This is a genomic window from Pseudomarimonas salicorniae (assembly GCF_023156535.1).
Classification (GTDB): domain Bacteria; phylum Pseudomonadota; class Gammaproteobacteria; order Xanthomonadales; family Xanthomonadaceae; genus Pseudomarimonas; species Pseudomarimonas salicorniae.
In genome coordinates, this window is the sequence record NZ_JALNMH010000014.1 from 36,214 (window position 1) to 57,203 (window position 20,990).

At 69.0% G+C, this 20,990-nt stretch carries 23 protein-coding genes; all 23 read right to left on the reverse strand.

Annotation, left to right across the window (positions count from 1 at the left end; all coding sequences use genetic code 11):
• Window positions 1-13: 13 nt before the first annotated feature.
• Window positions 14-748 carry an RNA polymerase sigma factor FliA gene (locus M0G41_RS15810; RefSeq protein ID WP_248210898.1) on the reverse strand — a complete coding sequence of 245 codons (735 nt, stop codon included), beginning with the start codon at window positions 746-748 and terminating at the stop codon, window positions 14-16.
• Window positions 749-751: 3 nt separating this feature from the next.
• Window positions 752-1,630 (reverse strand): MinD/ParA family protein, encoded by an 879-nt coding sequence (locus M0G41_RS15815; RefSeq protein WP_248210899.1) that lies wholly within the window; start codon window positions 1,628-1,630, stop codon window positions 752-754.
• Complete coding sequence (flhF, locus tag M0G41_RS15820; protein WP_248210900.1) at window positions 1,620-2,852, reverse strand: flagellar biosynthesis GTPase FlhF; 1,233 nt, start codon at window positions 2,850-2,852, stop codon at window positions 1,620-1,622. Before flhF ends, M0G41_RS15815 begins: the two co-directional genes overlap by 11 nt.
• 20 nt (window positions 2,853-2,872) lie before the next feature.
• A complete protein-coding gene (gene flhA, locus M0G41_RS15825) occupies window positions 2,873-4,942 on the reverse strand; it encodes a flagellar biosynthesis protein FlhA (protein WP_425511264.1) in 2,070 nt (689 codons plus the stop codon).
• A 3-nt stretch (window positions 4,943-4,945) separates the two neighbouring features.
• The gene (gene flhB / locus M0G41_RS15830) at window positions 4,946-6,073 is read right to left on the reverse strand and encodes a flagellar biosynthesis protein FlhB (RefSeq protein ID WP_248210903.1); all 1,128 of its coding nucleotides are present in this window, start codon (window positions 6,071-6,073) and stop codon (window positions 4,946-4,948) included.
• A 3-nt stretch (window positions 6,074-6,076) separates the two neighbouring features.
• A complete protein-coding gene (locus M0G41_RS15835; RefSeq protein ID WP_248210905.1) occupies window positions 6,077-6,868 on the reverse strand; it encodes a flagellar biosynthetic protein FliR in 792 nt (263 codons plus the stop codon).
• Window positions 6,869-6,879: 11 nt separating this feature from the next.
• The gene (locus M0G41_RS15840; RefSeq protein WP_248210906.1) at window positions 6,880-7,149 is read right to left on the reverse strand and encodes a flagellar biosynthetic protein FliQ; all 270 of its coding nucleotides are present in this window, start codon (window positions 7,147-7,149) and stop codon (window positions 6,880-6,882) included.
• Window positions 7,146-7,883 carry a flagellar type III secretion system pore protein FliP gene (fliP, locus tag M0G41_RS15845; RefSeq protein ID WP_248210907.1) on the reverse strand — a complete coding sequence of 246 codons (738 nt, stop codon included), beginning with the start codon at window positions 7,881-7,883 and terminating at the stop codon, window positions 7,146-7,148. Before fliP ends, M0G41_RS15840 begins: the two co-directional genes overlap by 4 nt.
• Window positions 7,883-8,221 carry a flagellar biosynthetic protein FliO gene (gene fliO, locus M0G41_RS15850; protein WP_248210908.1) on the reverse strand — a complete coding sequence of 113 codons (339 nt, stop codon included), beginning with the start codon at window positions 8,219-8,221 and terminating at the stop codon, window positions 7,883-7,885. The genes fliP and fliO overlap by 1 nt, the downstream gene beginning before the upstream one ends.
• A gap of 5 nt (window positions 8,222-8,226) precedes the next feature.
• Window positions 8,227-8,613 carry a flagellar motor switch protein FliN gene (fliN, locus tag M0G41_RS15855; protein ID WP_248210909.1) on the reverse strand — a complete coding sequence of 129 codons (387 nt, stop codon included), beginning with the start codon at window positions 8,611-8,613 and terminating at the stop codon, window positions 8,227-8,229.
• A complete protein-coding gene (fliM, locus tag M0G41_RS15860) occupies window positions 8,610-9,623 on the reverse strand; it encodes a flagellar motor switch protein FliM (protein ID WP_248210910.1) in 1,014 nt (337 codons plus the stop codon). Before fliM ends, fliN begins: the two co-directional genes overlap by 4 nt.
• Window positions 9,624-9,631: 8 nt before the next feature.
• A complete protein-coding gene (locus tag M0G41_RS15865; RefSeq protein ID WP_248210911.1) occupies window positions 9,632-10,150 on the reverse strand; it encodes a flagellar basal body-associated FliL family protein in 519 nt (172 codons plus the stop codon).
• Window positions 10,151-10,255: 105 nt separating this feature from the next.
• Entirely contained in the window at window positions 10,256-11,314 is a 1,059-nt protein-coding gene (locus M0G41_RS15870) for a flagellar hook-length control protein FliK (protein WP_248210912.1), read from the reverse strand.
• Window positions 11,311-11,766, reverse strand: coding sequence for a flagellar export protein FliJ (fliJ, locus tag M0G41_RS15875; RefSeq protein ID WP_248210913.1), 456 nt, complete (start codon window positions 11,764-11,766; stop codon window positions 11,311-11,313). Before fliJ ends, M0G41_RS15870 begins: the two co-directional genes overlap by 4 nt.
• Window positions 11,763-13,175 carry a FliI/YscN family ATPase gene (locus M0G41_RS15880; RefSeq protein ID WP_248210914.1) on the reverse strand — a complete coding sequence of 471 codons (1,413 nt, stop codon included), beginning with the start codon at window positions 13,173-13,175 and terminating at the stop codon, window positions 11,763-11,765. Before M0G41_RS15880 ends, fliJ begins: the two co-directional genes overlap by 4 nt.
• The gene (locus tag M0G41_RS15885; RefSeq protein WP_248210915.1) at window positions 13,172-13,774 is read right to left on the reverse strand and encodes a FliH/SctL family protein; all 603 of its coding nucleotides are present in this window, start codon (window positions 13,772-13,774) and stop codon (window positions 13,172-13,174) included. Before M0G41_RS15885 ends, M0G41_RS15880 begins: the two co-directional genes overlap by 4 nt.
• Window positions 13,771-14,757, reverse strand: coding sequence for a flagellar motor switch protein FliG (gene fliG, locus M0G41_RS15890; RefSeq protein WP_248211014.1), 987 nt, complete (start codon window positions 14,755-14,757; stop codon window positions 13,771-13,773). The genes M0G41_RS15885 and fliG overlap by 4 nt, the downstream gene beginning before the upstream one ends.
• A gap of 16 nt (window positions 14,758-14,773) precedes the next feature.
• The gene (gene fliF, locus M0G41_RS15895; RefSeq protein ID WP_248210917.1) at window positions 14,774-16,489 is read right to left on the reverse strand and encodes a flagellar basal-body MS-ring/collar protein FliF; all 1,716 of its coding nucleotides are present in this window, start codon (window positions 16,487-16,489) and stop codon (window positions 14,774-14,776) included.
• A gap of 20 nt (window positions 16,490-16,509) precedes the next feature.
• Window positions 16,510-16,830, reverse strand: coding sequence for a flagellar hook-basal body complex protein FliE (fliE, locus tag M0G41_RS15900; protein ID WP_248210918.1), 321 nt, complete (start codon window positions 16,828-16,830; stop codon window positions 16,510-16,512).
• 168 nt (window positions 16,831-16,998) lie between these two features.
• Window positions 16,999-18,474 carry a sigma-54 dependent transcriptional regulator gene (locus M0G41_RS15905; protein WP_425511265.1) on the reverse strand — a complete coding sequence of 492 codons (1,476 nt, stop codon included), beginning with the start codon at window positions 18,472-18,474 and terminating at the stop codon, window positions 16,999-17,001.
• A gap of 67 nt (window positions 18,475-18,541) precedes the next feature.
• On the reverse strand, window positions 18,542-19,108 hold the full coding sequence (locus M0G41_RS15915) for a PilZ domain-containing protein (RefSeq protein ID WP_248210919.1): 567 nt from the start codon (window positions 19,106-19,108) through the stop codon (window positions 18,542-18,544).
• A 58-nt stretch (window positions 19,109-19,166) separates the two neighbouring features.
• Window positions 19,167-19,553, reverse strand: a complete 387-nt coding sequence (locus M0G41_RS15920) for a flagellar export chaperone FliS (RefSeq protein WP_248210920.1) — start codon at window positions 19,551-19,553, stop codon at window positions 19,167-19,169.
• A 16-nt stretch (window positions 19,554-19,569) separates the two neighbouring features.
• Window positions 19,570-20,958, reverse strand: a complete 1,389-nt coding sequence (fliD, locus tag M0G41_RS15925; protein WP_248210921.1) for a flagellar filament capping protein FliD — start codon at window positions 20,956-20,958, stop codon at window positions 19,570-19,572.
• Window positions 20,959-20,990 lie beyond the last annotated feature (32 nt).

Consider the following 20,990-nt stretch of genomic DNA (forward strand, 5'->3'; position numbering starts at 1 on the left):
TCCGGCAACGTGCTTATGGGTTGGCTTCGGCTCCGCTCCAGTCCTTCAGGCGGGCGCGCAGTCGCACCATCGCCTGTCCATGGACCTGGCAGACGCGGGATTCGGTGATGCCGAGGACGGCGCCGATCTCGCGCAGGTTGAGCTCCTGCTCATAGTAAAGGGAAAGGATGAGCTGTTCGCGTTCGGGTAAACCCTCGATCGCGCGGGCCAGCTCCTGCTGGAACTCGGCGGTCTCCAGCCGGGCATGCGGGGCCGGAGCGTGCTCGGCGACGCGGGCGTCTCCGTGCAGCTCGGCATCCTCCTCCAGGCTGAACAGGTGGCCGCGGATCGCGCCCTCCATCAGCTTGCCGTAGTCGTCGAGGCTCACGCCCAGTGCCTGGGCCACCTCACTGGCGCTCGCCGCGCGACCCTCCCGCTGCTCGATCCGGCGGGTCGCCTCTGCGGCCTCGCGGACCTTGCGGTGCACGGAGCGCGGCACCCAGTCGCCGCGGCGGATCTCGTCGATCATCGCGCCGCGGATGCGGATCGAGGCATAGGTCTCGAAGCTGGCGCCGGCGTTCTGGTCGAACTGGCGCACGGCCTCGATCAGGCCGACCATGCCGGCCTGGATCAGGTCGTCGACTTCGACGCTGGGCGGCAGGCGGGCCGCCAGGTGATGCGCGATGCGCCGGACCAGTTCGGCGTGCCGCGAGACCTGGTCACTTGTGCTCGTGCGCGCCGCTTCGCGGTAGAGCGAGGGAGCTGCCATCGATCACGCTGCCGCTCCCGCCCCCGGGATCATCCGCTCGACAAAGAATTCGACGTTTCCTCTGGGCATGGCCGGAGCTTGCCACTTGTCGATCTTCTGCGCCAGCGCGCGGAAGGCGAGCGAGGCCGCGCTGGCCGGGAAGGCCTGAAGCACCGCCTGCTGGCGCTGGATCGCCCGGCGCATCCATTCGTCGTACGGAACGGCGCCGAGGAAGTTGAGGTTGACGTCGAGGAACTTGTCGGTCACCCGGGAAAGCTTGTCGAACAGCTCGCGGCCCTCGCCGGCGCTGCGTGTCATGTTGGCGACGACGTGCATGCGGGCGACCCCGCGCTCGCGCGACAACACCTTGATCAGGGCGTAGGCGTCGGTGATCGAGGCCGGTTCGTTGCAGACCACCACCAGCACCTCGTGGGCTGCCTGGGAGAAGGTGAGCACGCTCTCGCCAAGGCCGGCGGCGGTGTCGATGATCATGGTGTCGAGCGGGTGCTGCATGTCCGAGAAGGCCCGGATCAGCCCGACGTGCTCGGCCGGCGACAGGTCGGTCATGTGCCGCTTGCCCGAGGCCGCCGGCACCACCATCAGGCCTTTCGGCCCGGTGAGCAGGGTTTCCTCGATACTGCAGCGGCCAGCGACCACGTCGGCGAGGGTGAACTTCGGCGACAGGCCGAGCAGCACGTCGACGTTGGCCAGACCCAGGTCGGTATCGAGCAGCAGGGTGCGGTGCCCGGCGTCGGCCAGGGCCAGCGAGAGGTTGACCGAGACGCTGGTCTTGCCGACACCGCCCTTGCCGCCGCTGACCGCGATGGTGCGCACCGCGCGGGCCGGCGGGGCAGGTGCGGCGCGCAGCCCGCCCGGCGGGTTGGCGGAAGGGTCATGCGGCATCGGCGCTCTCCTTGATCTCGGCGGACCGGGCGGCCCGCTTCAGCTCGCCCAGACGCAGCACGAGGCGATGGGCCTCGGCGCGCTGGATGTCCTCGGGCACCCGTTGCCCGTCCGTTACATAGGCTACCGGCAAGCGGTGGCGGATCAAGACCGAGAGTGCGGAACCGAGACACCCGGTCTCGTCGACCTTGGTCAGGATGCAGCCTTCCGGCTCGGCGCCCCGGAAACGTCGGACCACCTCGTCGAGGTCCGGACCCTGGGCGTTGGCCGGCAGGGTGAGGAAGCAGCGGACCCGGCCGGCGGCGCGCAGCCAGTGGAGCTGGGTGGCGAGATTGCGGTCGCGGGGGCCGAAGCCGGGGGTGTCGATCAGCACCAGACGATACTCCGCAAGCCGGTCGAGTGCCGGCGCGAGGGCATCCTCGCGGTGTATTTCGGTGACCGGCATGCCGAGCATGCGACCGAAGGTGGCGAGCTGCTCGCGTCCACCGCAGCGGTGCACGTCGGTGGTGACCAGGGCCACGTCGCGCGGGCCATGCGCGGCCGAGTAGCGGGCCGCCAGCTTGGCGATGGTGGTGGTCTTGCCGACCCCGGTCGGACCGACCAGGGCGATGACGCCGCCGGATTCGATCGGCTCCTTGCGGGTGACCACCAGCGACTTGGCCATCAGGCCCAGCATGATGCCGCGGGCCCGCGCCGGATCGGCGTCGGCGGGCACGGCGGTGGCGATGGAGCGCGCAAGCTCTGCGTCGCAGCCGTAGGAGGTCAGGTCGTCGAGCACCGAAGCGCGGGCGCTGACCGCGCGCAGGCGCTCCTCGGCGAACCGCGTGGCCTGGCGCTCAAGCAGCTCGCGCATGCTGGACAGCTCGCGGCGCAGCTCCTGCATCGAGGGATGGTCGTTCCAGGCCTTCTCGACCGACTCGCGCTGGGTGGCCAGCACATCCGGTGGCGGCTTGACGCTGGCGGCCTTGATTGCGCTCTCGCTGCGCCGCTCGATCGACTCCACCCCAGGGCTGACCTCGGTCGACAGCGCGCGGTTGTGCAGCTGGTCGGCGAGCAGGGTGTGCCGGGCCAGGGCCTCGTCGTAGTCGGTGGCCGCAACCACCTCGAAGCCGCCCTGGTCGAGCTTCTGGCTGGACAGGATCACCGCATCCGGACCCTGGTCGTCGCGCACCATGCGCAACGCGGTCCTCATGTCCGGGGCGACAAATCGCTTGATCCTCATGCTTGCTTCCTCTTAACGCCTTATCCCACCGAACCGATCAGCTTGATGCGCTTGTCGTCCGGGATCTCGTGGTAGGCCAACACCCAGAGCTGCGGGACGCTGTGCCGGACCAGGCGGGCGAGCACCGCTCGCACCGGGCCTGGGACCAGCAGCACCGCCGGTTCTCCGAGGGCTTCCTGCCGCTTCACCACATCCACCAGGCCCTGGGTGATCCGGTCGGCGAGACCGGGTTCCAGCGCCGAGGCATTGCCTGAGACGGAGTCTTGCAAGACCCGTTCCAGCTGCGAGGCCAAGGTGTAGACGGGCAGTTCGGGCGACAGGCCGCCGATCTCCTGGACGATGAAGCGGCCCAGCGCGGCGCGGGTCGCGGCGGTCAGATCGGCGGGATCCTGTGTCTTCGGCGCTTCCTCGACCAGGGTTTCGGCGATCTTCTTGAACTGGCGGATCGGCACCCGTTCGGCCAGCAGGTTCTGCAGCACGCGGGCAATCACCGCCTGGGGCAGGGCCCGCGGAGTCAGCTCCTCGACCAGCTTGGGCGCGTTGCGGCCAAGGGTGGCCAACAGCTGCTGGACCTCCTCGTGACCGAGCAGCTCCTGGGCCTGTTCCTTGACGATATGCGAGAGGTGGGTGGCGATCACCGTGGCCGGGTCGACCACGGTGTAGCCCAGCGATTCGGCCTCGCCACGCTGGGCGCTGGTGATCCATACGGCGTCGAGGCCGAACGCCGGATCCTTGGCGTGGATGCCATCGACCTTGCCAAAAACCCGTCCCGGGTCGAGCGCCATCTCTCGGTCGGGGTGCACCTCGCCCTGGGCCACCGGCACGCCATGTACGAGGATCCGGTAGTTGGATGGCGGCAGCTCGAGGTTGTCGCGGATGTGCACGGGCGGGATCAGGAAGCCCATGTCCTGGGTCAGCTTCTTGCGGATGCCCTTGATCCGGGTCAGCAGCTCGCCGCCATGCTTGCGCTCGACCAGGGGCACCAGCCGGTAGCCGACCTCGATGGCCAGCGGATCGACCGGGGCGAGGTCGTCCCAGCTCAGCTCGGGCGAGGGCGCAGGCGTCGCGGCCGTGGCTGGCGCCTCGGCCGCGACCCGCTCCTGTTCGCGGCGCTTGTAGAGCAGCCATGCGGCATAGGCAAGGGCCGCGCCCAGGATCAGGAAGGGCAGATTGGGCATGCCGGGGATGATTCCGATCACCAGCATCACGCCTGCGGCCACGGCAAGGGCGCGCTCCTGTCCCAGCATCTGCTTGAACAGGGTCTTGGACATGTCCTGGGAGCGCGAGATGCGGGTCACCAGCATGGCGACGGCGGTGGCCACCAGCAGCGCCGGGATCTGCGCGACCAGGCCGTCGCCGATGGTCAGCAGGACGTAAACCTTGGCTGCATCCGCGAGGCTCAGGTCGTGCTGCAGGACGCCGATCAGCAGTCCGCCGATCAGGTTGATGAACAGGATGAGGAGTCCGGCGATGGCGTCGCCGCGGACGAACTTGGAGGCACCATCCATCGAGCCGTAGAAGTCCGCCTCCTCGCGGACCTCGTCGCGACGCGCCTTGGCCTCGTCGCGCGAAAGCAGGCCGGCATTGAGGTCGGCGTCGATGGCCATCTGCTTGCCGGGCATGGCGTCGAGGGTGAACCGGGCCGACACCTCGGATATGCGCCCAGCACCCTTGGTGATCACCACGAAGTTGATGATGGTCAGGATGGCGAAGACCACGAGGCCGACCGCGTAGTTGCCGCCGATGACGAATTCGCCGAAGGCTTCGATGACCTTGCCGGCGGCGGCTGAGCCCTCGTGGCCGTTGAGCAGCACGACGCGCGTCGAGGCGACGTTCAATGCCAGGCGCAGCAGGGTGGTGATCAGCAGGACGGTGGGGAAGATGCTGAAGTCCAGCGGGCGGCCGACGTAGATGACCGACAGCACCACCACCAGCGAGAGCGCGATGTTGAAGGTGAACAAGGCGTCCAGCAGCGGGGTGGGCAGGGGCAGCACCACCATCGCCAGCAGGGCGAGCAGCATCAGCGGCGCGCCAATCCCTTGGCGGAGGGCGAGGCCGCCGCGCTGCAAAACCGTCATCTGTGCCGCCATGGCCTACCTTTCGGGCTGGTCAGGAACTTCGATCGACGGCTTGTCCGGATAGCGCCCGCCATACCTGCGCCAGTGGCGCAGCTGGTGGACGTAGGTGAGTACCTGGGCCACTGCGGCATACAGGTCCACCGGGATTTCCCGCCCGATCTGAACCTGTCTATACAAGCTCCGTGCCAGAGCCGGGCTGGAGATGATCGGCACGCGGTGGCGCTCGCCCACGGTGCGGATGGTCTGGGCAACCAGGTCGACGCCCTTGGCGACGACCACCGGGGCACGCATCTTCGGCGCCTCGTAGCGCAGGGCGACGGCGTAATGGGTCGGGTTGACCAGGATGGCGTCGGCCTGCGGCACGTCCTCCATCATTCGTCGCTGCGCCATCTCCTGCTGCAGGCGACGGATCTTGCCCTTGACCTCGGGGCTGCCCTCGGACTCCTTCATCTCGTCGCGCAGCTCCTGTCGCGACATCAGCAGCTTCTGCCGGTTGCTCCAGAGCTGGTAGGGGGCGTCGAAAAGTGCGATCAGAAACAGACCGATGGCCATGGCGATGAGGATCTTCAGCGCCATGCTGAACCCCTCGACGACCGAGGTCTCCAGTGGCTTGTGCATCAGGGTCAGCAGGCCCGGCGCGATGCCGACGATGGCATAGGTCCCGAATCCGCCGATCACCGCCACGCGTAGCAGCGACCTCACGAACTCGGCAAAGCCCTCGCGGCCGTAGATGCGCTTGAGGCCCTTCATCGGGTCCATCTTCGAGAAGTCCGGGACCAGCGCCTTGTTGCTCCAGTTGAAGCCGCCGAGCAGGGCCGGGGCGAGCAGGCTCGCGACCAGGGCGGCGATGGCGATCGGCGTGGCGATCAGCAGCAGTGAGCCGAGCAGGTCGAAGAAGTGCGTCGGCAGCAGGCGCGGGTCGCCGACCCGGGTGCCGACGCGGCTGAGCGCATCGGCCAGCCAGGCGGCCACGCGCTTGCCGATGTCGCCGCCGAGGCCCATCAGCACCAGTACGCCCGAGCCGAACACCACGGCGGTGGCCAGCTCCTTCGAGCGCGGCACCTGGCCCTGCTCGCGGGATTCGCGCAGCCGTTTTTCGGTTGGCTGTTCGGTCTTTTCCTGGCCGTCGTTGCCCTCTGCCATGGCCTACCTCGTCAGGTCCAGGGCAGCGGCAAAGGCCGCGTCGAACAGGGCACGCGCCGGCTCCTTGAGTTGGGCGATCAGCACCGACATCAGCAGCATGCCCGAGGCCAGTGCGGCGGGCAGGCCGACGGCGATCGGGTTCAGCGCCGGCGCGGCGCGGCCGAGCACGCCGAAGGCGAGGTTCACCACCATCATTGCCATCATCAGGGGCAGGGCGATGCTGACCCCGACCAGCAGGGCGCGGGCGAAGAACTGCGGCGCGCCCGAGGCCAGCTGCACCGGATCGACCAGCGGCGCGCCGATCGGCAGCGAGCGGTAGCTCTGCACCAGCAGATCGATCATTGCGAGGTGACCGTCGAAGGCGAAGAACAGCAGCGCGAAGGCGATGTAGAACCACAGCCCGACCACGCCCGATGTCGCCGCTCCGCGCAGCGGGTCGGCAAGCTGGGCGAAGGCCAGTGCCATGCCCTGGGCGACCATCTCGCCGGCCACGGCGGCGGCCTCGAAGGCGACGCGCAGGGTGAAGCCGAGCGCGATGCCGATCGCCATCTCGGTCAGCAGGGTCAGCACCGAGGCGGCATTGAGCGAGAGCAGGGGCGGTGGATCGGCCAGCGGTGCGAGCACGGTGGACAGGGCCAGGACGAAGATCATGCGCACCCGGGTGGGCAGGGAGCGGGTGCCGATGATCGGCGCCACCATGAAGAAGCCACCGACGCGGAGTGCGGTCCAGACCACCGAGGCCAGGTAGTCGAAGAGCCAGACCCCGTCGATCAGTACCCCGGTGGTGGCGTCCACGGCGAGCGGCCCTAGCTGATCAGCTGCGGGATGCGCTGGTAGAGGTTGATGGTGAAGTCGACCAGCCTGCCCAGCATCCAGGCGCCGGCCGCCGCCAACAGCAGGGCCAGCGATATCGCCTTGGCGACGAAAGCGATGGTTGGCTCATTGATCTGGGTGGCGGCCTGGACGATGCCCAGCACCACGCCGATCACCAGCACCGTGAGCAGCATCGGCAGACCGACCATCAGGGCCGTCTCCAGCGCAGCGCGCAGCTCGGTGAGGGCCTGGTCCGGGGTCATGGGATGGCAAAGCTCCCCGCCAGCGAACCGACCACCAGGATCCAGCCATCGACCAGCACGAAAAGCAGGATCTTGAACGGCGCCGAGACCAGCATCGGCGACATCATCATCATGCCCAGCGACATCAGCACGCTGGCCACCACCAGATCGATGATGACGAAGGGAATGAACAGCAGGAAGCCGATCTCGAAGGCGGTGCGGAGCTCCGAGGTGAGGAAGGCCGAGGCCAGAACGTGCAGCGGAACCTCGTCCGGGCTGGTGTAGCCGGTGCTGCCGGCGAGCCCGGCAAAGGTCATCAGGTCGCGCTCGCGGACCTGGGCGAACATGAAGGCGCGCAGCGGCTGGATGGCGGCATCGAAGGCTTCGCGCGCCGGCAGGGTGCCGTCGAGGTAGGGCGAGATGCCGGCCTGCCAGGAGGCGTCCAGCACCGGCATCATCACCAGGAAGGTGAGGAACAGCGCGAGCCCGAGCAGGATCTGGTTTGAGGGTGTCTGCCCGGTGCCAAGCGCCTGGCGCAGCAGGGCGAGCACGATGATGATCCGGGTGAAGGCGGTCATCCCCAGCAGCACCGCCGGCAGCAGGGTGATGAAGGTCATCACCAGCAGCACCTGCAGGGACAGGCTGACGTCCTGGTTGCCGACCCGGGCCACGGTCACGTCCGGCAGGGCCTGGCCAAAGGCCGCCGGGGCGATCAGCAGGGCCAGCAGGCCGAGCAGCGAGGGCAGGGCGCGCATCAGCGGTCGGCCTCCTCGCGGGTACGCTTGAGCAGGGCTCGGAAATCCGCGGCCGGCTGCTCGGGCAGCGGGGTTTCCAGACGGTGCAGCAGGTTGACGTTCTCCGACGTGACCCCGAGCAGCAGCTGGGTATCGCCGACCGCGACCACCACCACCCGTTCCCGCACCCCGACCCCGACCTGGGCCACGACGCGCAGGTCGCGATGCGCGCGCAGGGCGCCGCCGGGCAGCTTGCGCAGCAGCCAGGCCAGAAGCAGGATCAGGCCCACAACCAGCAGCAGGGCGATCAGTGACCCGCCCAGCGCGCCGAGGGTGCCGGTGCCCGCGGCCGATTCCACGCCGCTCACTTGAGCCGCTTGACCCGTTCCGACGGACTGATCACGTCGGTCAGGCGGATGCCGAAGCGCTCATTGACCACGACCACCTCGCCGTGGGCGATCAGGGTGCCATTGACGTAGACGTCGAACGGATCGCCGGCGTCGCGTTCAAGCTCCACCACCGAACCCTGGTTGAGCTGGAGCAGGTTGCGGATCGGCATCCGTGCGCGGCCGACCTCGAGCGAAACCGTCACCGGCACGTCGAGGATCACATCGAGGTTCATTTCGCCGGCCGAGGGCTTCGACGTCGAAGGGCTTTCCGCGGCGGGCTGCGCGGTCTGTTCGGACAGGTCGCCCCACATGGCCAGTTCGGCCTCGCTCATCTTGTCGGCGTCGCCTTGCTTGCCACTCATATCACTTTTGCCTTGGTCAGTTCGAGCTGGGTCATGGTGCGTACCGGCGGCACGATGCGTTCGATCCTCACCGCCGCATGGCCGTCGGAGACGCCGAACTTGCCGTAGAACAGGGGCTGCTTCTCGATCGACAGCGGCACCTCGTCGGGCATCTCGAAGGGGATGATGTCTCCGGGCTTCCAGTTGACCACGCTGCCGATGGTCGAACGCAGCTCGCCAAGCGTGCAGGCAAACTCGACCTCGGCCTCGCGCAGCTGCTCGTGCATCGCGGTGATCCAGCCCTCGTCGCGGTCGACCCGGTCGCTGGCGACGCCAGCGTCGAGCAGGTCGCGGATCGGCTCGATCATGGAATAGGGCAGGGTGACGTGCAGCTCACCGCCGCCTCCTTCCAGCTCGACGTGGAATCGGCTCACCACCACGTATTCGCGCGGACTGACGATGGTGGCGAAGTGCGGATTGACCTCGGAGTTGAGGTACTCGAACTCGACCTTCAGCACCGGCGCCCAGGCCTCCTGCAGGTCCTCGAAGGTCTGCTTGAGCATCAGCTGGATCACCCGCATCTCGGTCGGGGTGAACTCCCGGCCTTCGATCTTGGTCGGGTAGCGGCCGTCGCCGCCGAAGAAGTTGTCGACCACGGTGAACACGAGCTTGGGCTCGAAAAGTACCAGGGCCGTGCCGCGCAGCGGCTTGAGCTTGACCAGGTTGAGGTTGGTCGGGACATAGAGCGTGTGCACATAGTCCATGAACTTGTGCAGCTCGATGCCGCGCACGCTGAGCTCGGCCGATCTTCGTAGCAGGTTGAACAGGCCGACCCGCCACAGGCGGACAAAGCGCTCGTTGATCATCTCCAGGGTCGGCATGCGACCGCGGACGATGCGCTCCTGGCTGGCAAGGTCGTAGGTCCGGACCTCGGTCGGATCGACCGGTTCCGGCTCGGTATCCACCGCACCGGAGTCGACGCCGTGCAGGAGGGCGTCGATCTCGTCCTGGGAAAGCAGGTCGGCGCCCATCGACTGGCCTACTGGGTCACGAAGCTGGTGAAGTAGAGGGCGTCGACGCCGGCTTCGCCGGTCGCCTCGGTGAGCACCGCCTGGACCTCCTTGAGCGCCTGCTCCTGCAGGGCTTCCTTGGCCTCGCGGGTGCGCACGCCATCGACGGTCTGCTGGGAGAACAGCAGCAGCAGGCGATTGCGGATGACCGGCATGTGCAGGCCGAGCTTTTCCTCGAGTCCTGCCTTGCGGGTCATCAGCTGGACCTCGACCTGCAGGTAGCGATCACCGCCGGGATCGGCCAGGTTGACAACGAAGGCCGGCTCCAGCGCGATGTAGGTGGCCGGCCCCGCCTCTGCAGGCGCCTTCGCGCTCTCGGCCGGGACTTCGGCGCCGGCTTCCGGGGTCTCGGCTTTGCCGCTGAGGTACCAGGCGAGTCCGGCACCGATGCCGGCTGCCAGCACCACGCCTCCGACCACCGGAATGAGCAGCTTCTTGCCGCCGCCGCCGGCCGGTTTTTCCGCTGCCGCTTTTTCCTTTGCCGCCATGCGAGATCACTCCTTGTGCCAGAGCCGGGTCAGGTGCCGGATGGGCTCCATCTTAGCCGAGGCAGACGTCCGGCTGCCCCGTTGTCCGCCCTTGGTGGCGCGCGTCTAGGCGTACTCGGACAGAGTGCCATCGTGTCGGCGCGCCTTCGGGGCGGGTTCTGTCGTCTCCTTGGCCAGCACGTCCCCTGCGACGCTGGGGACGCCCGGCACGGGCGGGCCGTCACCCCGCGGCGAACGGCCCTCGCCGCTGCCGACATCGGCATGCGCGAGCTGCAGCCCTTGGGACTCCAGCAGCTCGCGCAGGCGCGGCAGGGTGGATTCCAGCAGCTGTCGGACCTCGCCGACCGGCGACTGGAATTCGGCGCGGACCGACTTTCCATCGAACTCGATCTGCACGTCGATGCTGCCGAGGTCTTCCGGATGCAGCTGGATCTCGGCGCGCCCCACCTGCTGCTGGCTCATCCACTGCAGGCGCAGGGCCATCCCTTCGCTGAAGGCCTGGTCGATCTTGGGTGCAGAGCCGGGGGGCAGGGCGACCTCGAGTGGCCCTTCCGGTGCGGCGTCGACCACTGCGGGGGGCGGCGCGGCGGGCGACGGTGCACCCTCGCGGGCACCGATCACCTCGGTGCGCCGCATCAGGGCCTTGGTTACCACCTCGCCGAGCATGGCAGGTGCAGGGGCGGAAGCCAGCGGCTGGTCCGCAGCGCGCTGGGTCGGTGGCGCGTGGTCGGGCACCAGATCGACCGCTGCAGTCTGGGCAGACTCCATCGAGGCCGGCAGGGCGGCGGCGTGTGCACCCGGCGTCGGCAAGGCTACCGGGCCGAGCTTGAGGTCGGGCAGCGAGGGCAGGGGGGTGGCGCCAGCGGCCGGGCCCTGGGCGCCGGCTTCCGCGGGCGCGGTAGCGGCCGCAGGCAAGGGGGACAGAGGCGAAAGCGGCAGCTGCTGCATCCAGCCACTGAGGTCTCCGATCCCTGCCTTGGGATCCTCCGGGGGCGCCGGGAGGGCCTCGTCCGATGTTCCGGCCGGGACCATCAAGGGCAGGGCGAAACCGGTGCCAAACAGCAGTTCGAAGGCGCTGGCCGGTGCCGAGCCGCTGCCGGCAGGAGGATTGTTGGTGGGCTCGCTGCGCGGGGCCTGCGGGCTGGTGGCCGGGGGGGTGTTCATGGTGTCTGGTCCTCGTCACCGGGGTGGCGCCGCGGCGTGCGCAGCGCGTGCTCATCGAGTGATTTCTGTTCCCGCCGGTCCTGCTCCTCGCGGATCTCCGCCCGGTAGCGGTCGGCGAGCTTGTGGTAGACCTTGGTCTCGCGCGCGGCGATGTTCAGCCGGGCGCGCTCCATCTCGGCCTGCGAACGAACCTGGTCCACCTGGCCACGCTGGGCCGTCACCGCCTCGCCAAGGCGGGCGCGGAAGGCTTCGCGGTTGGCGAGCTGGGCCGGATTGATGCTGGCCCCCTGTGGCCACTGCGCGTATTCCTCGGTAAAGCGCAGCAGGTCGCCGAGACGCTGCTCGTGCTGGGCGACCAGTTGGGTGCGCCGCGCGAACTCGCGCGCGACTGCGTCGCGGCGTTCTTCGGCGCGCCGGATCAGGGGGTCGATACGACGGAGCTTGGGATTCATGCGGCGGCCTCCTTGCGCGGCTCTGCCTGCTTCGGATCGGACTTCTCGGCCTTGTCGACGGTCAACGCGTCCAGCGCCTTGCGGCTGGCCGCCAGCGGCGCCGCCTCGGACACGTCCTGGGCAACGAACGCGTTCACCTGCGGCCAGCGCTCGATCGCCTCGTCGACCCGCGGGTCGCTGCCGCGCTGGTAGGCACCGATCGAGATCAGGTCGCGATGGCTGTTGTGGGCCGAGACCATCTGGCGCAGGCGGCGGATGCGCTCACGCCAAGCGGTGTCGGTGATCTCGGTGACCACGCGGCTCACCGAGCCCTCGATGTCGATGGCGGGATAGACGCCCGCGTCGGCGATCCGTCGCGAGAGCACGATGTGACCGTCAAGAATGGCGCGCGCGGTGTCGGCGACCGGGTCCTGCAGGTCGTCACCCTCGGTGAGGATGGTGTAGAACGCGGTGATCGAACCGCCCCGGCCGCTGCCGTTGCCGGCGCGCTCGACCAGGGCCGGAAGCTTGGCAAAGACCGAGGGTGGGTAGCCGCGGGTGGTCGGCGGTTCGCCAACCGACAGTCCGATCTCGCGCAGCGCGTGCGCGTAGCGGGTCAGCGAATCCATCAGCAGCAGCACGTTCAGGCCCTGATCGCGGAACCATTCGGCGATGGCCGTGGCGCGATGCGCCGCGTGGACCCGGGCCAGCGGCGGCCGGTCGGCCGGCGTGGCGATGATCACCGCGCGCTTCAGGCCCGAGGGGCCGAGCGTGGTCTCGATGAACTCGCGCACCTCGCGGCCGCGTTCGCCGATCAGGCCGACCACGACGACATCGGCCTCGGTGTAGCGGGTCATCATGCCGAGCAGGGTCGACTTGCCGACGCCGGAGCCGGCCATCAGGCCGACGCGCTGGCCGCGACCGATAGGGATGGCGGCATTGATCACCCGCACGCCGACATCAAGCGGGGTACGGATCGGCTCGCGTTGCAGCGGATTGATCGGCACGCCGTTCAGCGCCGTGCGGGTCTCGGCGCGGATCGGCCCGCCGCCGTCCAGGGGCATGCCATTGCTGTCGATCACCCGACCGAGCAGGTGCCGACCAACGGCCACCTGGCTGCCGCCGCGGCGCGGTATGACCCGGGCCTCCGGCAGCACCCCCTGCAGTTCCGCACCGGGCATGAGGAAGGTGCGCTCGCCGGCAAAGCCGACTACCTCGGCATCGATCCAGTGATCGTCGGCGGTCTCGACCCGGGCCGGTGCCCCGAGGGGCAGCCGGCATCCACTGGCCTCGAGCGTCAGGCCGACGACCCGCCGCAGGATGCCTTCGCGGACGCTGCCGCCATCCTCGCCGAGGACGCAGCGGGTCGCCTGCAGGCGCCTTGCGAGCACATGACGGCGGCGGGCAGGGTCGAAGGTCGCGGCGTTCATGCGTCCGGGCTCTCCTCCACGCGGAGCGCGGCAAAGGCCGAGCGCAGACGGGTCTCGAGCGCGGCGTCGACGCGCAGCGAGTTGCCGTGGACACGGACGTCGCCGCGGCGCAGGGCGGCGTCAGCCACCAGTTTCACCGAGTCGCCTTCCAGCAGGGGGCGGACCAGGGCGAGATCCTGCGGCTGCAGGCGCACCTCGACCGCGTTGCGTTCCAGCCCGGCGGTGTCCAACGTGGCGCGAACAAGCCGCGCCAGCCGCTCGGGCTCTGCGGCATAGGCCTCTTCGAGCAGGGCGCCGGCGATGCGCACCGCCAGCGCGCCCAGGGCGTCGCCAACCTCCTGGTCGAGGTCGGCCAAGGGCGCGGCAAGGCTGCGCAGCATGGCGGCGAGCTGCGCCTGCAGACGCTCGGTCTCGGCCTTGCCGGCATTGAGCCCCTCGGCGTGGCCGGCCGCGTAGCCCTCGTCGCGCGCCGCCTTCTCGATGGCGGCCAGTTCCTCGACGCTCGGGCCGACCTTCGGCGGTGGTCCCGATGGGGCGGGCGGGCGTGCGTCCGGATCGAGGTCCGGAGCCTCCCAGCGATGGGCGCTGGCGCCGCTCACAGCATCTCCTCACTCTTCCCGGCCATCTGCAGCTGGCCCTCGTCGGCCAACCTGCGGACGATGCCGAGGATCTCCTTCTGCGCCTCCTCGACTTCGGAGAGACGCACCGGCCCCTTGGCCTCCATGTCCTCCTGGAGAATCTGCGCGGCGCGCTGGGACATGTTCTTGAGGATCTTCTCCTTGACCTTCGGGTCGCCGCCGCGCAGCGCCAGGCCCAGCTTGTCGTTCGGAACCTCGCGCAGCATGGTCTGGATGGCGCGGTCATCGAGGTTGCCGAGGTCATCGAAGACGAACATCAGCTCACGGATCTGGCCACCCAGGTCGGAGTCGACCGAGGAGATCGAGGACATCACCAGCTGCTCGGTGGTCGTATCCAGCTCGTTGATGATGTTGGCGGCGACCTTGATCCCGCCCACGTTGGAGGAGCGCGTGGCCTGCGAGCCGGTGAACTGCTTCTCCATCACTTCGTTCAGCTCGTTCAGCGCATGCGGCGGGATCCCGTCGAGCCGCGCGATGCGCAGAACGATGTCGCCGCGGGTGCGCTCGGGAAGTACCTTGAGCACGTCGGCGGCCTGGTCGCTGTCGAGGTGGGCGAGCACGATGGACTGGATCTGCGGATGCTCGTTGCGGATCATCTCGGCGATTGCGCGCGGCTCCATCCACTTCAGGTTGTCGAGGCCACGGGTGTTCCGGCCGAGCAGGATGCGATCGATCAGGCCGCTGGCCTTGTCCTCGCCCAGGGCCTGGACCAGGACGTTGCGCACGTAGTCGTCGGCGCCGACGCCAAGCGAGGTCTGTTCGCGCAGCTCCTCGACGAATTCGCCCATGACGTGCTCGACGGTCGTGCGCGTCACGTTCTGCATGGTCGCCATGGCCATGCCGAGCTTCTGCACTTCCTTGGCGCTCATATGCTTGAGCACCTGGGCGGCATCGGCCTCGCCAAGGGACATCAGGAGCACGGCGGCGCGCTGGACGCCGCTCAGCTCGGGCAGTTTGGGATCATTCGCCGGCATTGACCCATCCTCTCACCACCTGGGCCACGCGTCGCGGGTCCTGGGCCACGGCCGCCTTGGCGACCGTCAAACGCTGTTCATAGTTTTCCGGCCCGGCGAGGATGCCCTGGGCCTCCTCTTCGGGGCTCATCTTGCGTGCCTGCGACTCGCCGGCGCGGCGCTCCGACTCGATGCGCGCCGCTGCGCGGGCCTCGACCGTTTCCTCGTCCAGTTCGTCCTCGTCTTCGGCGAGCTGCCGCCGCGTCTGCGGGGCCGGCGGATTGAGCACGCGGTTGAGGGCCGGCTTGACCACGGCGAACAGGACAAGGATCACCGCCAGCGCGCCGGCGCCCAGGCGCGCCCACTGCATCAGGCTCGGGTTCTCCCAGAACGGCGGCGGCTCCAGCTCGGCCATCGGCTCGGGACGGGTGAAGCCGGCGTTGACCACCGACACCGAGTCGCCGCGCTCGGCGTTGAAGCCGATCGCCTCGCGGACCAGGGCCTCGATACGGGCGATCTCGTCGGCCTCGAGCGGGGCGGTGACGGCATTGCCTTCGGCGTCGACGCCGCGCGGGATATTGTCGACCAGAACGGCCGCGCTGACCCGGGTGACGCGGCCCGGCTGCTGCCGGCTGTGCACCAGGGTGCGATCCATCTCGAAGTTGCGCGTGGCGCTGCGCGATGCCGAGGAGGGCAGGGCGCCCGGGGCGCCGGCCTGGGCCGGCTCGCCGGTTGGCGGCGTGTTGGCCACGGCCCCGGGAATGCCGCCATCGGCGGTGCCGGTCATGCTTTCCTCGGCGACCTGCTCGGAGCGGACCTTCTGCGGATCGGCGCCGTACACCTCGCGGGCCTCCTCGACGGTCGAGAAGTCCATGTCGATGCTGACCTGGGCGCTGACCCGGCCGGGGCCGGTCATCGGTTCCAGCAGCCGGGCGATGCGTGCCGCGTAGTCGTTCTGCAGGCGTTGGACCTGCTCGAACTGACGGTCGTTGACCGCGTCCTCGGAGTCGGGGTCGGGCTGGGTCAACAGGCGGCCGCTCTGATCGATCACGGTGACCCGCTCGGGGGCGAGATTGGGCACGCTGGTCGCGACCAGATGGACGATGGCCTTGACCTGGTTGCTGTCCATCGCCCGGCCAGCGAAGAGCTCCAGCAGCACGGAGGCGGCGGCCTCGTCGCGCTGACGGGTGAAGGCGCTGGGCTTGGGCATGGCCAGATGCACGCGGGCGTTGCGCACCGGGCGCAGGGTCATGATGGTTCGCGCCAGCTCGGTCTCCAGCGCCATCTGGTAGCGCGCGCCCTCGACGAACTGGCTGACCCCGAAGCCCTGCTCGCCCTCGATCATCTCGAAGCCGGAGCGGCTGCCCTGGGGCAGCCCCTGGGCGGCCATCTTCAGCCGCGCCTCGTTGAGCTGGTCTTCGGGCACGGCGATGGCGGTGCCGCCGGACTCCAGCTTGAACGGGATGTTCGCCGAGCGCAGCGCTTCGCTGAGCTCGGCAGCGTCGCGGTCGGCCAGGCCGCTGTAGAGCGTCGCGTAGCCGGGTTGCTGGGTCCAGAAGAACAGCCACAGTCCGAGCGCGAGGGCGGCGGCCAGCATGACAACCTGGATCAGCTGGCGGATCGCGGGCATCTCCTGGATGCGCGTATTGGCCAGCCGCTGGGCGGCGTCCTTGGCGGGCGAGGTGCGGACTTCGGTGGTGCGGGTTTCGACGACGGCTGACATGGCGGTCCCTGCTCAGCCGCTTAGAGCGGCATGTTCATGATGTCCTGATAGGCCTGGACGACGCGGTTGCGGACTTCGACCGTCGCGCGCAGCGCCATCTGCGACTGCTGCGAGGCAATCATCACCTTGACCAGATCGGTATTCGGGTCGCCCAGTTCGAAGGCCTCGGCCACCTTCCGCGACTCCTGCTGCACCTCGTTGACCTTGCGCAGCGCGCCCTCGAGCGTGGCCGAGAAGCTCTGCCTCGGCGCAGCCGGGCTCTCCATCGGTCGGGCGGCGAAGTCGACCTGCGACTGGAGATTGCGAATCTGCGAGAGCACCGATGCGATGGCATCGCTCATAGGGTTCTCCGTGGCCGGCGCGGTGGGAGGTCGGATGACTGCTGACCTCACAGCAAGATCTGTGCCGGCTCTTTGGAGGCGGGCTCGACGGCTTTCCGGCGGGTGTGCCCACGCAGCGTGGCGGCGGGCAGGCGGCGGGCGGCTGTCAAAAAGCCGTCGCCGCGCGGATCAGTCCTCGTTGCCGCTGCGGTCGAGGCCGTACTTGCGCAGCTTCTCGGCCAGGGTGGTCCTGCGCAGGCCAAGGTATTGCGCGGCGTGGGCAACCACGCCGCCCGAGCGCTCGAGCGCCGCGCGGATCAGGGCGACCTCGATGTTGGCGATGTGTTCCTTGAGGTCGATGCCGTCGTCCGGAAGGGTCGCCGGGTCGCCCAGCAGCAGGGCGCGCTCGGCCTGGCTCTCGGCCATCTCGTCCAGTGGGGTCGGCGGCTCGGAGACGGTGATGTCGCGCAGCAGGGCGCGCTCCTGCTCGGCTTCGTCGGCCGCCTCGGCGGCCGCCGAGCCCGGCCGGGGGCGGTAGCGGTGGGGCAGGTCGGTCGGCCTGACCGGCTGGTCCGGGAACATCACCGCCAGCCGCTCGAGCAGGTTGCCGAGCTCGCGGACATTGCCCGGCCAGGGGTAGTGCTCCAGCAGGCGCAGCGTTTCCGGCGCGATCTCCACGCGACCGCGACCGAGCCTCGCCAGCTCCGCGCGCAGGGCGTCGACCAGGTGCGGCAGGTCGCCGTGGCGCTCGCGCAGCGCCGGCATCTCGATGGGAAAGACATTGATCCGGTAGTACAGGTCCTCGCGGAAGCGGCCCTCGGCGACCGCCTTGTCGAGGTCGCGGTGGGTGGCGGCGATCACCCGCACGTTGCAGTGCAGGGTCTGGCTGCCGCCGACCCGCTCGAAGCTGCGCTCCTGGAGCACGCGCAGCAGCTTGACCTGCATCGGCAGGCTCATGTCACCGATCTCGTCGAGCAGCAGGGTGCCGCCCTCGGCGAGTTCGAAGCGGCCCTTGCGCGCGGCCAGCGCTCCGGTAAAGGCGCCTTTTTCATGACCGAACAGCTCGCTCTCCAGCAGTTCGGCGGGGATCGCGCCGCAGTTCATGGCGACGAAGGGTCCGTGGCGGCGCGGCGACAGGTTGTGCAGGGCGCGAGCGGCAACCTCCTTGCCGGTGCCGGATTCGCCGGTGATCAGCACCGTGGTGTCGTGCGCCGCCACCTGCTCGATGAGCCGGCGCAGCCGCTGCACGGCCGGACTGTTGCCGGTCGGGCCGATCGGCGCCGGGGCAGGGGGCGGCGCGTCGACGCCTCGGCGGCGGCTGGCGCGCTGCAGCAATTCGTCCAGCTGCTCGCGGCGCAGCGGATAGTCCAGCATCCAGATCAGGGTTTCCGGATAGCCGCCGGGCGGCAGCGGCTGGCGTTGCCCCGGCAGCAGCATCAGCGGCGGTCGGGCACCGAGGCCGCTCAGCCGGTCGAGCAGGCGCTCGATCAGGTCGCCGCTGTAGATGTCGCCGAGGATGACCGCGGTCCAGTCGGACGGGTCGCCGGTGCCGTGGACAAACTCGTCGAGCCCAAGCGGCGTGGTATCGAGCAGCTCCAGGGCGCCGACCAGACGCGCGCCCCGCGTCGGGTCCTCGTCAAGCACCAGCACCTTGCGCATGCTCACGCCTTCTTGGCCTCCCTGTCCTCCATGCATCCCTGAACGGTATCCCAGCGCGGGGTCCGCGCCAAGCTCAGCCCTTCCGTTTCGCCAACTCGCGACGGTGGAGGCGGAACAGATGCCGCTCCAGCGCCTGTTCCAGGCTGGGCGGTTGCGGTGCGAAACGCAGCCAGACCCGGCTGCCGCCGCCTTCGGCCGGGGTCTTGGCGATGCAGTTGACCGGCAGCTCCAGGCGCTGTGGAAGCCAGGCCAGGGGTTGGAGCAGCAGGAAGCCGCGCTCGGGCACGTCGCCGCCGGGATGCATCAGCTCGGCGCCGAATCGCGACCAGCGGAAGCGCTGCTGCGGCAGGTCGGAGCGCTCGCGACGCAGGATGCCGGAGAGCGTCTCCAGCACCAGGTTGAGCTTGGCCTCGAGTCGCTGCAGATGGGCCCGCTCCGCGGCATGCTCGTCGCCTTCCTCGTGAGGGGCTTCCTCGATCAGGGCGAGGCTCTTGAGCACCAGCTCTGCATGCTCCACGGCACGGTCCACCGACTGCGCATCGGGGGCGTGGCTGCGATAGGCGACGGGGATCTCGCTCTCGCAACTCAGCGCGTCGCCGAACAGCTGCTCGACGGCCTGCTCCGGGGTCTGTCCAGCCATCGCTTGCGCTCCGATCGTGGCGTTGGCCACCAGCATAGCGCCAGCCGAAGCGGCTGGTTCAGGCCGCCAGCGCTTGGGCGCTGCGCTGCTCCTTGGGAATGGCCGACCAGCCGGAGGCGATCTGCGCCAGCAGGCGGGTGGCTTCGGCGATGGACTCAGGGTCCTTCTGCTCGTGCCCCTCGATCAGGCGCAGGCCGGCGTAGCTGTAGAGGTACTGCAGCCTCTGGGCCAGCTCGCCCGCGCTGGGGTCGATTGCCGAGTTCAGCGCGTCGAGGATCTGCAGCGCGGCCATGATCGCCTCGCTGCATTGGGCATGGTCTTCCTCGCTCAGCGCGCGACCTGCAAGGTGGCTGCGGTGCACGGCAGTGTGCAGCAGCAGGGACACCTTGCCGTGGGCGTCGGGCTCAGAGGGGAAGGCGCGCTCTTCGGGGCTTGTTCGTTTCATCGTGATCTCCGGGTGTTCAGCCGCCCTGCGAGGCGGCGAGCCCCGCGAGCTGCTGGCTGAGGTACTGGCTGGTGTTGTTGAGTTTTCCAAGCAGGCCATCCAGGGCCACGAACTGCTTCCGGTAACGGTCCTCGACCGCGAGCATCCGCCTGTCGAGGGCATCCCGGTCGCGGGTGACGCTCTTCAGACGCGTGTCGAGCCCGGTGCGCCGCTGTACCAGGCTGCCGTCCTGGCCGATGACGCTTTCCAGGAAGGCATGGACATTCCGGGTGAGCACGGCGCCCTCACCTGAATACAACGCCTTGACCGCGTTGGGGTTGGCGGACAGGTTGGCGTTGAAAGTAGCGGCGTTGAACTCGAGCGAGCCATCCACTGTGGTGTCGATGCCGAGTTTGATATTTTCGGCGGCGGCGGCGCGGAAGGCGTCGCTGATGAAGTTGCGCAGCTGGGTGGTGGCGCTGCGGACGAATGCATCGCCGTTGAGGGCCTGGGCGGTGTTGTTTTCCTGGTCGTAGGCGGAGACCTTGCGCAGGGTCCCCAGCGCCGCGTTGTAGGCGGTGACGAAGCCCTGCACCGCGGCCTGTGCGCCGCTGCGATCCTCGCTGACCGAAACCGTGAAGCTCTTGCCGATCTCGGCCTTCTTCAGGGTCAACTCCAGGCCATCGATGGCATCGCCGACCACATTGCTGGAAGAGGTGCGCCGGACTCCATCGATGAAGAACACCGCGTCATCGGCGGGCGTCTGTTCGGTGAGTGTGCCGGGCGCAGGGGAGGCGGGGTTGTAGGTGAAGGCGCTGAGCGAGCTGCCCCCGGCGGTCTGGCTGATGCTGATCTCGCCGGCCGAGCCGAGGCTGCCCGAGGTCAGGCTGAGGCTGTAGCCGGTATCGCCGCGGACCACGGCGGCCTGCACCTTGCCGGCAGCGGCGGAGTTGATGGCCGAGGCCAGGGCGTAGATGTCGTTGTTCGAATCGGTGACCACGACATCGAAGCTGGCGCCGTTCACCGTGAAGGACAGCGTGCCGGTGCCCAGGACGGTGTCCGCCGCGGTGACCGCGGTCGGGTCGGACTGCAGCTTCTGCGCGGTCGCGAGCGAATCGATCTCGAGCGTGTAGGTGCCAAGCGCCGGGGTCTGCCCGCTGCGGATGGTGGCGGTCAGCCGCTCGGTATCGTTGGAAGTGACCTTGCGCGCCTCGAAGGCGGTGCCGGCGCGTAGCTTGTCGACCGCGGCCTTGAGCGTGGAAAACGCGGAGCTGACCTGCCCGACGGCCGAAATCTGCGCCTTGGTGCGTGCCTCGCGGCGATTCAGCGCGGCCGAAGGCGCAGCGCGTTCGGCATCGACCAGCTGCTTGACCAGGCTGCCGATATCGAGGCCGGAGCCCAGGCCGACCGTGCTTACCAGGGCCATGACGTGCTCCCGAGTAGGTTGGAGAGACGCTG